The organism is Guptibacillus spartinae, assembly GCF_028610625.1.
Taxonomy (GTDB): domain Bacteria; phylum Bacillota; class Bacilli; order Bacillales; family Guptibacillaceae; genus Guptibacillus; species Guptibacillus spartinae.
The window spans coordinates 59,589-75,448 of the sequence record NZ_JAQQWU010000015.1 but is presented as its reverse complement, the minus strand read 5'-3'; the positions used below and the strand labels follow the sequence as shown (position 1 = coordinate 75,448).

Sequence of the window (15,860 nt, the reverse complement as noted above, 5' to 3'; positions counted from 1 at the left end):
TGGTTAAAAAGCGTAACGAAAGAGACCATAATACAGTGGTAAGAGCATTAAGATAGAGAAGATGACGGTTGTCGCTTTCACCGTTTTTTCACTCAATCCCTCAATCGCTTCATCACTCTGGTCAAGATAAATCACAAAGAGTAGATCCCACACGATGCCGAGGACAAAAACAACTTTCCATACTAGAGATGGTCCTATACTGATACTTGTTACATATCCAAATAAGCCCGTCCATGTCATACATGAAACAATAAAATCAACTTTCATTGCTATTGTTTTATACTTACCTTTTAATAAAAACCCTATCGCAGGGGCTCCTAATATTCCGAGATACGCAATCCATAAAATATCTGACATTCTCAATCCTCTTTCTTTCACAAGTTCGTGAAATTGACTCTATCTTACGATTAGGCACACCCTTACTAATAGTCTACAAGAAAATGAGCCAGGATAGATACATATAAAAGAATTCTATTTGTTATGAAGATTGTTTTTCTCGACGTTCTTTCTTATCTTTCGTTACCTCGGCAACTTTTTTCAATAATGTTTGTTCTCGCTTCTTATTTGCTACTCTCACTTCTTTCCGTAGCGATTTAAATAGGTTCACGCACATGATGATTAAAATCACCGTAAACGGTAAAGCTGCCACAAGCGAAGCCGTCTGAAGCCCCTGTAGCCCGCTACTAATAATTAATACTGCAGTAATGGCAGCAATAAGGGTCCCCCATACAAGCTTTGAGAAAAGAGAAGGATTCAAGTCACCGTCTGAAGTCATCATCCCTAGTACAAAAGTAGCTGAATCAGCGGAAGTCACTAGAAAGACGCAGATTAGAAACAGAGATAAGATGGACAGCACTTGAGTGAGCGGAAATTGCTCTAGTGTAACAAATAACGCACTCGTGACATCATTATTTACAGCGTCAGCTATGGCTGTCCCTTGAAAAAGATCAAGATGAAAAGCCGCGCCACCAAATACGGCTATCCACACCATCGCTATGAATGGAGGAACAATCAATACGCCAAAAATCATTTCACGAATGGTGCGTCCTTTTGAAACTCGGGCAACGAAAGCGCCAATAAAGGGCGACCAGGCAATGACCCACGCCCAATAGAAGACAGTCCATTCTTTCACCCATGAACCTCCTTGATAAGGTGTCATAAAGAAGCTCATTTCAATAAACTTCTGAATGTATCCTCCAAGTGCAAGTGTAAAGCTTTCAAGAATAAACACTGTTGGACCAAGGAAAAGAATAAACAACATTAGGAGCAGCGCAAGGGCCAGATTTAAATTACTCAAATACTTAATGCCTTTGTTAAGTCCGGTTGTAGAAGAAGCCATATATAAAATAAAGAGAATGGCGGTAATAGCGATTTGCACCGGCGCATTTTGAGGAAGCCCATACAGATAATCTAAACCGCCATTAATCTGTAAAATACCAAAACCGAGCGATGTGGCAACGCCCATTACTGTCGCAATGACTGCAAGAATGTTAATAACTTTTTTCCAGGTTGGTTTCTTATTAGCATCAGACTTACTCGTAATCGTTTCACTGATCAAGCTTCTGCGACCTTTCCGATATTGGAAATAAGCCATCACAAGACCGACAACAGTAAAGACGGACCACTGGTGTATGCCCCAATGGAAAAATGAATACCGCATCGCAAGCTTTGCTGCTTGCTCCGTCTCCCCTTCAACACCAAAGCCAGTTGGAGGATTTGCGAAATGCGTCATCGGCTCTGCGATACCCCAGAAAACAAGACCAACTCCAAAACCGGCACTAAACAACATCCCAATCCATGTAAAAAAGGGGTATTCCGGTTTTTCCTCATCATCACCTAAGCGAATTTTCCCATACTTACTAATCGCAAGATAGAAACAAAACAGCACAAAGAAGATAACGGCTAATAAATAGAACCAGCCAAACGCATTTGTTGTAAACGAATAGACTGAACTTGCGACTGATGCAAATGATTGAGGAACAAGAGCTCCCCAAATAACAAGCACGAATATAATTAAACCTGATATCCAAAATACTGAATTTCCTTTTTGATTTTTCTTTTCTTTCATACACCTCTCCTTTCAGATTGAAAGTCTTATGCTATCTGCTCTCAATCAAGTTTATTCCATTTTTCTATGTCTATCTTGTACCCATCTAGCTAGGAAACTAACCAACTTTTCCCTTTTATCAGGAATCAAACAAAAAAGCCTACTTTTATCACCTAAGCAGGCTTTACTCATTTACACATCTTCCCCATTATAAATCTAAATGGATATGTTGTTTTGGAAGTGTTGGACGTTCAACTTTAAAGTCGGGATCTCCAAATTCCATCGATTCAAGTATTTGTTCTTCTGAAAATCCCGTCATTTGGGATATTTTCCGAATATCTACTTTCTTCTTAGACAAGCGCTTAGAATGTTCAATCGCCATTTTCGCTTGATGTTGTACGACCGAATAACGGTGAGTACAACTTCCAATCGATTGTTTCAAAGATTGATTCCCCTTTCTTTATTGAAGTACCCGCCACTTAGGGACTTTGATATGCACCTCATACCCTCTCATCCATAAAGTAAACTGGGTATTATGGACGATGAATCATTACAAATGGAACGAATGGCCATCTTTGCTATAAGCATATGAACAAAATTAGTCTAAATTATTGATAGAAAGGGGGAGGATTTGCTATTGTAAAGTTCTGACTTAAAAAGGGGGAAATAAAAAATGAAGTTTAAACATATCCTTTTGTTGCTAACTTTAGCCACTATTGGAATACTAGCGGCATGCGGAAACAGTAACTCAGAAGAGGAAAAAGTAACAGCATGGGAAGATATTCAGAATGAGGGCACCATTAAAGTTGCAACATCCGGAACACTTTATCCAACATCGTTTCATGAACAAGAGACGAATGATTTAACAGGTTTCGATGTAGAGATTGTAAAAGAGATGGCCAATCGACTGGATTTAAAAGTTGAATTTGTTGAAATGGGCTTTGATGGTATGCTGACAGCTGTGCAAACTGGAAAGGTTGACATGGCAGCTAACGATATCGGTATTACAGAAAAGCGCAAAGAAAAATTCGCCCTTTCGACACCATACAAACATTCATATGGGACAGCCATTGTACGCGCTGATGATCTTTCAGGGATAGAATCAATTAATGATTTAGAAGGAAAGAAAGCAGCCGGTGCAGCGACAACAAACTTTATGAAACTCGCAAAAGAAAAAGGCGCTGAAGAAGTGATCTACGATAATGCGACAAACGAGCAATATTTGCGGGATGTGGAAAATGGCAGAACAGACGTGATTTTAAATGATGTCTACTTACAGCGATTGGCTCTAGCAGCCTTCCCTGAGCTTGACCTAACCATTCACCCCGATATTCAGTACATGCCTAGTGAAGGTGGCGTCTTGATGAATAAAGAAAATGAAGAGCTTATTTCTAAGGTAAATGGCGTGATTGAAGAAATGCTTGAAGACGGCACGATCCGCGACCTTTCTAAGAAGTTCTTTAACGGCGCTGATGTCACAGAACTTCCCGAGGATATTGAATTCCAGGAATAATGGTGTGTATCCAGTTTCATACTTTTATAAGGTCATAAGAAAAAGCCGTGCTCCTCATTTAGGAGCACGGCTTTTGGCTTTTATACAGCTTTCGCATTAATTTCTACATCAATGTTGCCTCGTGTTGCTTTAGAATATGGGCAAACTTTGTGAGCTTCTTTCGCTAACATTTCTGCGTCTTCTTGACTCACACCTTTAATTTCTACAGTGAGGGCTGCTCCGATTTTGAAGCCATTATCTGCTTCATCTTTCAACAAGCTAACGTCTGCTGTAATTTTCGAATCAATGTCCATTTTTTTCTTCGATGCCACAAGATTTAATGCACCATCATAGCAAGCGGCATAAGCAGCAGCAAATAGTTGCTCAGGGTTTGAGCCAGTTTCGCTTGATTTCTCTGTTGGCATAACAAGATTTAAGTCAATTAAACCGTCCGAGGACTTAACTTGTCCATTACGTCCGCCTTCTGCAGTTGCTTGTGAAGTAAACATTACATTACTCATTGAATATCAGCTCCTTCTAATTTGCATACAACTAAAATGTCCCCGTTTCTTGGTCATATTAAACATTATTACTCTCAATAAGTCTTTTTTCCAAATACAGGTTGAAATTTAATTACGATCAGCGTATGATAAAAGAATAGAACATTTGTTCTCTATCTGGAGGAGGAGATATTTTTGCAAGCAACCGCACTTCTCATTGTTGATGTTCAAAAACGCATGTTTCAGCGCGGATCATCCGTTTATCAAGATGCGAAACTACTTTATAATCTAAAAAAACTCATTGCTTCTGCGAAATCAGAATCCATGCCCATTTTCTATATACAACACGAAACGAGTGGGAATCACTTACAACGTCATAGTGACCCCTGGAAATTACACCCTTTTCTAACCGTTGAAAAAGACGATGTTGTGATTCAGAAAACAACCCCTGATTCTTTTTATAAAACGTCGCTTGAAGAACAGCTACATTTTAAAGGAATCCAACATTTACTTCTCGCCGGCATTCAAACAGAAGTCTGCATCGATACCACGTGTCGCAGTGCTCAAAGTAGAGGTTTTTCTACTAGTATAATTGGAGATGCACACAGTACTTGGGATACGCCTATTTTAAAGGCTTCACAAATTATTCAACATCATAATCAAACGCTTCAATGGTTTGCCAACACAATCTCAACTGATCAATTTGTAGAAAGAATACGCTAATGTTTAATATCGGGTTATGTTTGTTTCTTCGGTCCACTCCTCTACAACTGATAAGAGGTCAAGCAAGGAATAGATGGAGACGTCCTCTGTCTCTTCGGGTTCTTCTTCTCGTTTTTTCCATACCGCTCTCATTCCTACATCCTTTGCACCTTTCACATCATTGATGAGATGATCACCAACAAAAATCGCTTCATGAGCTTTTATATTCATACGCTCAAGTGCCCGTTGAAATATTGTACTCTCCGGTTTTTTAACTTCTTCTTCCTCTGAAATGACAATGATATCAAAATACTCTTCAATTCCGAGAGCCCGGATATTGCTTAGTTGAAATGCTGTTCTTCCATTTGTAATCATGCCAAGTTGGTAACCGCGAGCCTTCAATGCCTCAAGCATTTCTAACATACCTGTAAACGGTTGACAGTGCTGTTTGAAATGAAGAAGATAATCATGTAAAAGTTCTACAGAAGAGAGGAGCAATTGGTACTCTTCTACTATTCTCTCATAAACGCGATCCTTCCACGTATACCCATTGTTATCAAGCTCAATGAAACGGGCGCAATACGTTTCCGCTTCAACTCCTGCCATATAGGGTTTGTAGCGTTTATACTGATCATGGATAAACGCTTCTACTGATGCTTTGCGATTTAACAGGGTTTCATCTAGATCAAAGAGAATTCCTTTTATCATCTTTTTAATTCCTTTCATTTTTCTCATACTTCTGTAACCACATTTCTACTCTAGAATGTTTACTTCCTTCTAAAACAAAAAGATCGTGAGTTTGACTCACGATCTCCATAGAATTATTTATTCTTAGGATCTTCTTTGTTTACTTGCTCATTGATTGAATTCTCTTTATTTACAAGCTCATTATTCGTTTTCGTTCTTTTTACTTCTTTTGTTTGGCCTTCCTTAATCCCAATCTCTTCTTGCTGATCTTCTTTTGCTTCTCTATCCTCATCTTCTTTTAGATCCTCTTTCTGACTAGGTTCTTTGTCTTTGTCTTTGTCTTTGTCTTTGTCTTTGTCTTTGTCTTTGTCTTTATCTTTGTCTTTGTCTTTGTCTACTGTTTCACTTTTTGATCCCTTCATTGTAAAGTTCCAAATATCAGAAGTTGTTTTCCCTCCAAATTGATCAGAAGCAGTTGCATACCAATAATACGTTTCACCTTTAGCAAGCTTCTTCCATTTCGCTTCAGCAATAGTTCCACTCTTTATCCCTTGATCTGAACCGATTTTTTCTTCCGTATAAACATTTACTTCAAAATAATCAGTCGCTACACGTTTCACTTGTGGCTCTAAATTAAGATCAATCGTAAATTCATCTTTACCTGGATATTGATCATTGTCATAGAAATTGTAGTCATCTAGATAAGGAGAATACGTGTTCATATAGATTCGATTATTCGCAACATCGACATGTAACAAACGTAAATAACCCTGTCCGCCTTCTGGTCCTCCCTGGTAGTCTGCAAGAATTTGATAGACGGTTCGATCAGCAGTACCATCCCCGTTATCGTCAATTTCATCTACTAATAGTTCACTGTCATGGTAATGACCACATAAGGTTGCAACAACGTTCTTATTTGGTACAACGACCTTTTCATAGATTTCGTCTGCAAGAGGGCTTCGGTTCCCCGATACAAGCAAATATTCATGGAAAGAAAGAATGGCCATTCGATCAGGATATTGAGCTAAAACCTTATTCATCCACTCGATTTCTTCGTCCCCAATTCCCCAGCCCATATAAAGCATCAGATAGTCATTACCATTTTCAGAGATAAGATCATAGTGTCCCTTGTTATCTTGATATGACCCTCCAAAATAATCTCGATCACTAAAGCGTGATTCTCCAAAATAGTTAGAAAATGCCGTATAATCACCAGTTTTATTATCAACATCATGATTTCCTGCGAGAACACCATAACGGATACCAGCATCGTCAAGGACTTTCATACTTGCATCTGCATTGTTCCACTGGTAGACTTTATCCGCTTCATCCACTAAATCTCCCGTATGGAAAACATATTTGATTTTCATCTCTTCTTGCTGATCTTTAATCCACTCGGTTTGCTTTTGATAAATATACGGATAGCTTTCAGAATAATATTGCGTATCGCTCATCCAAACAAACGTATAATCATATTGATCTCGATTTTCTGGAATTTCATCTTGAACAAGAACCGTCACTTTTTGGTCTTTCACATAATCTTTTGCCGTGACAGAACCTTCAAGAGTGAAATCTCCTCCTGGAGCAATCTGCTGCACAATCGGGTCCCAGCTTGCCTGATGATGGTTCCAGGCATACATCGATACTTTTCTTCCTTCTAATGATTTTCCTTTCCAATGAAGAGCAATACGGTCCCTATCCTGAACCGACTCTTCTACCTCAACATCAAAACGGTGATAAGGAAATTGAGTTGTCGAATCAGTGGTCATATACTGTTGATCTTCTTTGGAAATAAGCTGAACCTCGTTATCGGTGATTGCTTTCTCCCCTTCAGGTTTGAAAACGCCAGGTGGTTCAGTATCCACTGTATTCGTATGGACGCTTATATTTTTATCTCCAGCCGAATATTGATAGCCTTTATAAAAATCAACGTCTAACTTATCATTCGTCGGATCTTCCACAAGTACTTTTAGCTTTGGGTTTCCTGTTACATTTCCTTCTCCATTATCTGGTGAAATGACTTCAGGTTTTTCAGGCTGTTCTTCTACTACTGTAAATGGAACCTTTTCTTCTACTTTGTTTCCAGCTACATCATATCCTGTAAATACCGCAACGTGCTCACCAGCCTCTAGTTCAACAGAAGATGTCTCATAAGGCAATTCGATTGTTTCTCCATCAAGCGTTGCGGTTAGCTCTTCCATCCCTGATGTTTTATCAACAAGCTGTGCATCAATCGTAAACTTCCCTTTATATTCTTTTGTTTCAATTGTCGGAAGGATCGTTGGAGCTGTATTATCGACAAGAACTGTTTTTTCTACGCTCCCTTTCTTTGGATCGCGAACCTGAATGGTATGCAAACCGTCTCTAGACTTCCTTGTATCCCAACGATAAGCAAGAGAAGAAAAGAGCTCTTCGGAAAGAGTAAAATGAAAATCAACTACGGGAGATGCTCCTCCCCCATCACCAATTGTCATTTCCTGCTCTGGATCGAGATAATTCTTATCTTGAATGATTGTCCCGTCACTCATCACAAGTCGAATATTCTTCGCATAGAAATCATCACGGTTTTCTTCTGAATTAGTATCAAAAGGGGATACCTTCGTCCCAGAACGGATGCTAATGGTATTTTGGTTTCCTATTTTAAGCTGATTGGATTCGATCGGAACCGATAGCGTCATGTACCGATTGATTGTATCATCAAAAATAAGAAGAGTTTCTTCTCCCATCGTCACACCATTTTGGAAAAAGAGATTTGTTTTCTTCACATCAAATGCAAAGTAAGCTTCATTTTCTAGTGCTTTATACGTATTCGTTGGCTCTTTTGAATCGATTTTAAGAAGGAGATCATCTGGAGTTGCTCCATCTGCCGTGCCTTTAATGATTTCCTTTCCAGAGAGAATGTCGCCATCTTCTACATTTAATCGAACAGAATCCTTAACTGGCTGTTCAATCTCAATCTTTTTTACCTTACTTTTGGTGCGGTTCGTTCCATCAGATACTTCCGTATAATACTCAATCCCTTTTCTCCCAATCAACTCGGGTGAATAGATGGTGTGATGATAGAATGTATCGTCAAAGTCCTCTTTTAAGTACACTTTGCGGAAGTTCTCTTCACTTTCATGCTTATAGAAAAGGGCTACTGTCTTCACAAGATGGTTATCTTCTGCATCGAAAACCAACTCGAGATTGTCAGTTTGTTTCACTTTATCAAAGTCATGTAGTTCTTCAATGATTGGCGGTTCTTGATCTTCTTCTACCTTCATTAAATTAGCTGGAACCTGACCAGGTAAAACATCGCCAGGAGATGCTGATTCAGTCGCACTACTGATTTTTCTTAGCATTTGACTACCATCAGCTGGATAGGTGTAAAGAATACCTTTATTCGCCGCTGTGTCATCAATACCAACTTGATCATTATACATACCAACTGAAATTTCTTTCCCAGTGTTGGTTGCAACAAGAATGCCTCGAGCACTGCTATTCGACATCCCATTTGACTCTACTTTTACAATCGATTCGTTTTCAACTAGCGCTGCTCCGTAATTCTTGTTAAAGTCAGCAACCGTTTCGTTTTGATTTGCTGAATTGATAATCCAAAAAACCACTGACTGACCTGAAGGAATGGTGACATCTTCATTTTGGGGTGACCAAATTAAATCTGCTTCCGGTCCATCCATTGGATACCGATACTGGATTTTATAATCTTGAAAGTTAATGGCTTCATCCGTCGTATTGTATACTTCAATAAATTCATACCCATCCGCTCCATTCACATTCGTTGAATCTGGAACGACTTCCGTAATCAGTAACTCTGGTAGTTTCGTTAGATCAATTCCCGGACGATCAACCTGTATTTGATACTCTTCCGATGAAACTTCATGCTTTCCATCATTTGCTTTAATCGTATAGTAAAGCGTGTCGGACCATAGCTTATTAAAAGGAATAACAGCCGAGTAAACATCATTTTCTCCAATCTCCATAGGAATAGTGACAGGCTCCATCTTTTCATCCAAACGATAGGATAAAACTGTGGATTGAACACCGGTATCGTCTTTTATTTCCGCGGAAATTGTCAGATCTTGATTTTCAATTGGTTCTGGAACTTCATGCGTGATGACCGGTGGTTCATTTTTTAACGCTTCTTCTACTTTTACTGTAAACGGCTCACCAGCATGAACAGGGTGGTTCTTTGTATATTGAGCTGTTTCTACTTTTATGTAGTAAGTCATTTCCTTTGAAAAAGCAAAATTTTCTTTGGAGATAACGGTTTCGTAAACCCCTCCATAAGGTTCTGAAGGATCTTCTACTTGCTTCATTTGAACTTCAACTGGTTCTTCTAATTGAGGTGCCTGATAAACAACCGAAACTTGTTGCAATTCGGATTCTGCTGTTATTCCAGCCCTTATTGTCATATCTTCATTTGCGCTTTGCGTTGTCAGTGCTTCATGAGTAATCGCAACATCCGCTAACGGTTGTGGACTAAGTGGAACCTGAGACTCATTAACACTACCTGGTGTTGGCGCTTGTTTTGCTTGATAAACGACCATCTCTTTATCACCAGTAGGATATTGATAATGGACGCTCAAATCCTCTGCCGCCTCATCACCTGCATAAGAAGCACGTAGCATTTCATTTCCTAGTCGATCAAGGAGAACAACCCCTCGATTTCCGCCGTTTGAAAATCCGCTAAATTCTTCTCCACCAAGAGTAATCACTTGATCTTGAAGATTCGTGACTCCATAATGATCTTCAAAATCAACAATGGTTTTCCCACTTTTGTTATACCATAGCACCTTCGTTTCACCTGGATTAATGACAGCTGGTTCTACAGTGAGTGTGCGATCTTCAGCACTTCCATCTGTATAGCGATAAAAGAATTCATAGTCATTTAAATAGAGCGGTTGATTCGTATTGTTGTAGACCTCAATATACTCATAATCTTCCGCCCCTTTAATATTCGGTGATATTTCTGTAATAAGCAGCGGATAGAACCCACCTTCCTCCGCTTGTGCTGCGGTTTCAATGAGCGTTGAAAAAAGCATCGAAAATAACATGCATCCAATCATTCCTACATTAACTAGTTTAAAACCTTTATTCCTTTTCATTTCATCCCCCTCATTCGTTCATTGTGGACCCCCTCTCTTATAGTAGAGTTAAACTATTAATGGCTTATTTTTAAATTGTAAAATTAGGATAAATTTTCCGAATCTATTTACTTTTCCACTACCTTATGTAAAATTAAATGTCAGTATCCAAGAGGAGGAGTATGTCCATTGATTAGACGATTAACTGGAGAAGACCATTCCCAATGCCTTTCCCTGCTATCCCCGCATGCAGCTGAAAATTTGTTCATATTAGGAGATATTGAAGCGTATGGATATGACCAACCATTTCAAAAACTATGGGGCGATTTCTCTGAGGATGGAACATTACGAGCTGTTCTATTAAAATATGAAAGAAATTATATCCCTTATGCTCCTGCCGAATTTGATGCAAAAGGTTTAGCAAAGGTGATTTCACACGATACAAATTTCATGATGATGTCGGGTCTAAAGGGAGTAACCAATCAAATTCTACCCTATATTACCCACCCCGCTCGTTCCATTCGTGAACTTTTCTATGCGAAGTGTGAAAGATTAGATCAACTTTCCCTAGAGAACATAGAAGACGTGAAAAAAGCAAATTTAGGTGATCTTGATAACATTCATCTTCTTCATAACAACATTGATGAGTTTGATGCCACTGAAACTGTAGAAGAAAAACGGCGTAATCAAGAGAAAGGCGTATCAAGAACCTACTTTATTGAAGTGGATGGCCGACCTGTTTCAGCCGCATCTACAGCAGCTGAAAATTCTCAATCTGCCATGGTTGTTGGCGTTTGTACTTTACCAAACTATAAACGAAAGGGTTATGCTACCACTTGTACAAGTAAGTTATGTTTCGACGTTCTTCAAGAAGGAAAAGTACTCTGTCTCTTTTATGATAATCCTGATGCCGGTACTATTTATAAACGAATTGGGTTTCAGGACATCGAGAAATGGATGATGATTAGCTTTGAAACTGAAATCGCGACGATTTAAATGGTAGTCTTAAAGCATCCATTTCTGAGTTGAAAACGACTTCATTTTGTCATGACCTAGTCACATGTCTCTTCTAAATCTACTTGTGATTATTCCTTAACTTTCTTAGTATGAAAGTGTGGACCTCGTTTACAAGAGTCTAACGATGGCCATACTATAAACTTAGATAATGAGTTTGTCATGAAAGGAAGAGTATCATGAAAAAAATAGGTTCTTGGATTTCCATTCTAAGTGTCGCTGTTGCCCTTGCGGCTTGCGGACAGGATAATGGAAATGAAGCTCAAAACAATTCAACCGCAGAAGAAACTCCAGTGGAAACGCTTGATGTGGCACTAGATACGCCAGAAAATGTGGAAAAAGGTGAAAAAGTTACCTTTACAGCGACCGTTACACAGGGAGAAGAAAAAGTAGACGATGCTGATGAAGTGATGTTCGAAGTATGGAAAGAGGGCGCTAAAGAAGAGAGTGAAATGATCGAAGCTTCTCACGATGGCGATGGCGTGTATTCGGCTGAAAAGCAACTTGATGAAGCCGGAAAATATTTTGTTCAATCCCATGTAACAGCTCGAGATCTACATACAATGCCTAAAAATGAAATCATCGTTGGTTCTGAAGAAGAAGCTGCTTCTGAAAGTCATGAACACGAGCACGAACATGAAAGCGCCGTATCCATTCATCTCATGCAGCCTGAAGAAATGAAAGCCAATGAAGAGGTTATGTTAATGGCACACCTGCAAAAAGACGATGCCGCTTTAACAGGTGCTGACGTTCGTTATGAAATTTCGAAAGTGGATGAAGAAAAAGCTGAGTGGGTTGACGCTGAAGAAATGAAAGACGGCGAATACGAAGCCACAACTTCATTTAAAGAAGCTGGTGATTACACAGTTACCATTCATGTCGAGAATGATGAAGGACTTCATGAACATACAGAAGAAAACCTAACAATCACAGAATAACGGAAAGGCTCTCCCTTTAACTTTAGAGGGAGAGCCTTTTATTAGTTTAATTTGATCTTCTTAAATTTTCGTTTCCCTACTTGAACCACGAGTCCATCTTCTACTGCCACTTCTTCGTTAACATTCGTGACTTTCGTCTCATTCAGTTTTATGCCACCATTTTTCACCATTCGTCTTGCTTCACTCGTCGACGGTAACATGTCGAGAGAAACGACTAGATTCGGCACTGAGATCGAGCGCTCACCTTCCCATAGAACTTCTTCAATATCGGTTGGAAGCTGCTTTTGTTGAAACACTTGCTGAAATTGCGCTTCCGCATCTTGAGAAGCTGCTACACCATGAAACATGCGTACAATGGTTTTGGCGAGATTCATTTTAGCCGTTCTTGGGTGAATACGTCCTTGTTCGATTTCCTGTCGAACCGCTAGCTTTTCATCAAGCGATAAATCGGTAATGAGTTCCGTGTATTTTATGACCAGCTCATCCGGAATCGACATAGCTTTGCCATACATTTCGGATGGCTTCTCAGTTATTCCGATGTAGTTCCCTTTTGATTTAGACATTTTCTCAATTCCATCTAACCCTTCAAGCAGCGGCATCATTAACACAACTTGCTTCTCTTTCCCAAACTGTTCCTGAAGGTGACGCCCCATGAGAACGTTGAAATATTGATCGTTCCCACCAAGTTCAATATCACTTTCTAAATGAACAGAGTCATAGCCCTGCATGAGTGGGTAAAAGAATTCATGAAGAGAAACAGGTTTATTCGCTTTCATTCGATTTTCAAAGTCGTCACGTTCAAGTAGACGAGCAACTGTAATTTTTCCGGCGAGTTCAATGACATCTTCAAATTTTAATTCAGAAAGCCACTTTGAATTATAGTGAAGCTCTACCTTGCTTTGATCCAGAACTTTTCCAAACTGCTCAAGGTAAGTCTTTGCATTTCGTTCCACTTCTTCGTCAGTAAGCTGCACTCTTGCCGTAGACTTTCCTGTCGGGTCACCAATTTTTCCAGTGAAATCTCCAATAATCAGTTGGATAATGTGACCATTTTCTTGAAACTGTCTTAATTTATTTAACACAACGGTGTGTCCAATATGAACATCAGGCGCTGAAGGATCAAGACCCAATTTAACTTTAAGCGGCTTATTTTTCAGAAGTGAAGTAGCGATTTTCTCCTTAAGCTCCTCTCCAGGAATGACTTGACTCGTTCCATGGGTATAGACCGCATATTGCCTTTCCATTTCCTTTCTTTGTGCTGCTGATAACTGATCCATGCTCCTGTTCATTCCTGTCGACCTCCTAATAAGTAAAATTTGATAGTATAAAAAGCCACGCCCCTATAATAAATAGGGACGTGGCTTAACACGCGATACCACCCTGATTGAAGAAATAAATTCTTCCGGCTCGATTTGGATAACGGTTCTCCCGTTCCTGACTAGTAGGTTCACTCCGTTCGTCAAGAAAGCTCTGAGGGGTAATTCACGGCTATGCTGTACCAGTTCACACCACCCACTGGTTCTCTGCCACTACTGATCATAACGCGCTACTGCTTCCTCTTCACAGCTTTTGATTATTCCGATACATGAATTTCTCATTACTTTATCTTTTTTTACTTTGGTTGTCAATTGATCTTTCATACTTCGATCTGCAAGTTATAAAAAGCAGCCTGCGAAAAAGACAGACTGCGTGTCTATTACTTATGATTCAGTTCCTTCAAAACGACTGTTGAAAGAATCTCAATAAATTCATCCTGGGCATTCGGCATTTCCGGTCGATAATAGTTTGCGCCAATTTCATCGGTCACAACTTTACATTCGTAGTCATTATCGAACAAGACTTCTAGATGATCCGCGACAAAACCAACTGGCGCATAAACGAACGAAGTAAAACCTTGCTTTTCGTGAAGATCTCTCGTTAAATCCTGTACGTCAGGACCAATCCATGGATCAGGGGTGTTTCCTTCACTTTGCCAACCGATTGCCACGTTTTTAACGCCAGATTCTTCAACGATGAGGTCGGCTGTTTCTTTCAATTGATCAGGGTAAGGGTCTCCATTTGCGATGATTTTCTCAGGTAAGCTATGGGCAGAAACAATTAGTACTGCTTTTTCACGCTCTTGGTCAGACATGTCGTCAAAGATAGCTTTAATTCGCTTTGCCCAATAGGTGATAAACTTCGGCTCATCATACCAGCTTTCTACTGAATGAATAACCGGGCCTCCGATTTTCTCCGCTTCTTGTTTAGCTCGTCCATTGTATGATTTGATGCTAAATGTGGAGAAATGAGGAGCGAGGACGATGCTAACCGCTTCTTCAATTCCATCATTGTGCATCTCTTGAACAGCATCTTCAACAAAAGGTTCAATATGCTTTAATCCGATATATAGCTTGAATTCAATATCATCTTGAACCTTATTAAGATGAGCTTCTAGCCCTTTCGCCTGGTCTTCTGTTATTTTCGCAAGTGGCGAAATACCACCAATGGCTTTGTAACGATCTTGGAGGTCTTTTAATTGTTCATCAGACGGCTTACGACCACGTCGTATATGTGTGTAATACCTTTCAATGTCCTCTTCTTTATAAGGCGTTCCATACGCCATTACGAGTAATCCCATTGTTTTTTTAGCCATGAATGTGTTCCCCTCTCGTCCAATAATTAATTAAACAAACTATCTTTTTGTAATTATTATCATCTAGCTATCAGTATACCTTTTTTTCTCCCCTGAATCAAAGGAAACCGAACTTAAATTCGCAACGTTTTGTGTCATACTCATTGAACCAAATCTTTATGTAGATTGCCACATCCGATGCGCTTCCTTCACTAGTATAGCGGACATCGTGCGTTCTGTCTTTCTCTTCTTCTACTTCAATCTCAAGCCTGCCCACCAACGATTGTTTTCATACTGCTGTGAAGTAGCGCGGTAGTGAAGCGGGGGTCAGGTACGTACCTGACCCCCGCTTGCCACTCAAAAGAAAAAGCTGCGCACATTCGCGCAGCTCTTATCCTTATTTCTCCATAGCACCATTATGTTTTGAAACCACTTCACGTAAATCTGTATCATCTGATTCATCTGTTTCAAATGCTAACAAATAGCGAAACTCTCGATCTGCCTTACCAGAAGGATCTGCATTTTCTTCTTGTTTTCCTGTAGGCGTTTCGTTTGAGAAGAACAAATCGTTGTTCGCTCCAGCCGGTGTAGCTGTTCCCTGTCCTGGAATAGGTGCATCAATGTTAAGCTTTTTATCTTCTGGAATATGTTCAACTGACAATTGACTTACCGAATAAGTCTGCAAATCAGCTTTTGCACTTTCTGCATCGTTCTCTGTTGTAAAATAGGCTTGTAATGATTTACTCATGTCAATCCAACTCCTTTTTGATGATCTCATAAAAAGG

General features: G+C 39.6%; 13 protein-coding genes and 1 other annotated feature. Of the genes, 4 read left to right on the top strand and 9 right to left on the bottom strand.

Annotation, left to right across the window (positions count from 1 at the left end; all coding sequences use genetic code 11):
- Positions 1–3 precede the first annotated feature (3 nt).
- The 3 genes from PQ511_RS19980 to PQ511_RS19970 form a co-directional block, all read right to left on the bottom strand.
- Positions 4–357 (bottom strand): hypothetical protein, encoded by a 354-nt coding sequence (locus PQ511_RS19980; RefSeq protein WP_273853770.1) that lies wholly within the window; start codon positions 355–357, stop codon positions 4–6.
- Between the two features lie 121 nt (positions 358–478).
- Positions 479–2,068: a glycine betaine uptake BCCT transporter gene (locus PQ511_RS19975; protein ID WP_273853769.1), complete on the bottom strand. Its 1,590-nt coding sequence runs from the start codon at positions 2,066–2,068 to the stop codon at positions 479–481.
- Positions 2,069–2,255: 187 nt separating this feature from the next.
- Positions 2,256–2,489 carry a hypothetical protein gene (locus PQ511_RS19970; RefSeq protein ID WP_273853768.1) on the bottom strand — a complete coding sequence of 78 codons (234 nt, stop codon included), beginning with the start codon at positions 2,487–2,489 and terminating at the stop codon, positions 2,256–2,258.
- 231 nt (positions 2,490–2,720) lie between these two features.
- Between PQ511_RS19970 and PQ511_RS19965 the strand changes: the two genes are divergently transcribed.
- The gene (locus PQ511_RS19965; protein ID WP_273853767.1) at positions 2,721–3,560 is read left to right on the top strand and encodes a transporter substrate-binding domain-containing protein; all 840 of its coding nucleotides are present in this window, start codon (positions 2,721–2,723) and stop codon (positions 3,558–3,560) included.
- Positions 3,561–3,640: 80 nt separating this feature from the next.
- Here the strand turns inward: PQ511_RS19965 and PQ511_RS19960 are convergent, their stop codons facing one another.
- The gene (locus tag PQ511_RS19960; RefSeq protein WP_098442416.1) at positions 3,641–4,060 is read right to left on the bottom strand and encodes an organic hydroperoxide resistance protein; all 420 of its coding nucleotides are present in this window, start codon (positions 4,058–4,060) and stop codon (positions 3,641–3,643) included.
- Positions 4,061–4,234: 174 nt separating this feature from the next.
- On the opposite strand from PQ511_RS19960, the gene PQ511_RS19955 reads away from it, so the two are divergent.
- Positions 4,235–4,762, top strand: coding sequence for a cysteine hydrolase family protein (locus PQ511_RS19955; protein WP_273853766.1), 528 nt, complete (start codon positions 4,235–4,237; stop codon positions 4,760–4,762).
- Between the two features lie 3 nt (positions 4,763–4,765).
- On the opposite strand, the gene PQ511_RS19950 is transcribed toward PQ511_RS19955, so the two are convergent.
- On the bottom strand, positions 4,766–5,476 hold the full coding sequence (locus PQ511_RS19950) for an HAD family hydrolase (protein WP_273853765.1): 711 nt from the start codon (positions 5,474–5,476) through the stop codon (positions 4,766–4,768).
- A gap of 86 nt (positions 5,477–5,562) precedes the next feature.
- Positions 5,563–10,533, bottom strand: coding sequence for a lamin tail domain-containing protein (locus tag PQ511_RS19945; RefSeq protein ID WP_273853764.1), 4,971 nt, complete (start codon positions 10,531–10,533; stop codon positions 5,563–5,565).
- Between the two features lie 168 nt (positions 10,534–10,701).
- Here PQ511_RS19945 and PQ511_RS19940 point away from each other — a divergent pair, with 168 nt between their 5' ends.
- Positions 10,702–11,508, top strand: coding sequence for a GNAT family N-acetyltransferase (locus PQ511_RS19940; RefSeq protein ID WP_273853763.1), 807 nt, complete (start codon positions 10,702–10,704; stop codon positions 11,506–11,508).
- Positions 11,509–11,705: 197 nt separating this feature from the next.
- The gene (locus PQ511_RS19935; RefSeq protein WP_273853762.1) at positions 11,706–12,464 is read left to right on the top strand and encodes a FixH family protein; all 759 of its coding nucleotides are present in this window, start codon (positions 11,706–11,708) and stop codon (positions 12,462–12,464) included.
- A 41-nt stretch (positions 12,465–12,505) separates the two neighbouring features.
- Here PQ511_RS19935 and tyrS read toward each other — a convergent pair whose 3' ends face one another.
- From tyrS to PQ511_RS19920, 3 genes are all read right to left on the bottom strand, one after another.
- A complete protein-coding gene (gene tyrS, locus PQ511_RS19930) occupies positions 12,506–13,753 on the bottom strand; it encodes a tyrosine--tRNA ligase (protein WP_273853761.1) in 1,248 nt (415 codons plus the stop codon).
- Between the two features lie 59 nt (positions 13,754–13,812).
- Positions 13,813–14,037 (bottom strand) — a binding site (T-box leader).
- A gap of 123 nt (positions 14,038–14,160) precedes the next feature.
- Positions 14,161–15,096, bottom strand: a complete 936-nt coding sequence (hemH, locus tag PQ511_RS19925) for a ferrochelatase (protein WP_273853760.1) — start codon at positions 15,094–15,096, stop codon at positions 14,161–14,163.
- Between the two features lie 376 nt (positions 15,097–15,472).
- Entirely contained in the window at positions 15,473–15,823 is a 351-nt protein-coding gene (locus PQ511_RS19920; protein WP_098442406.1) for a hypothetical protein, read from the bottom strand.
- Positions 15,824–15,860 lie beyond the last annotated feature (37 nt).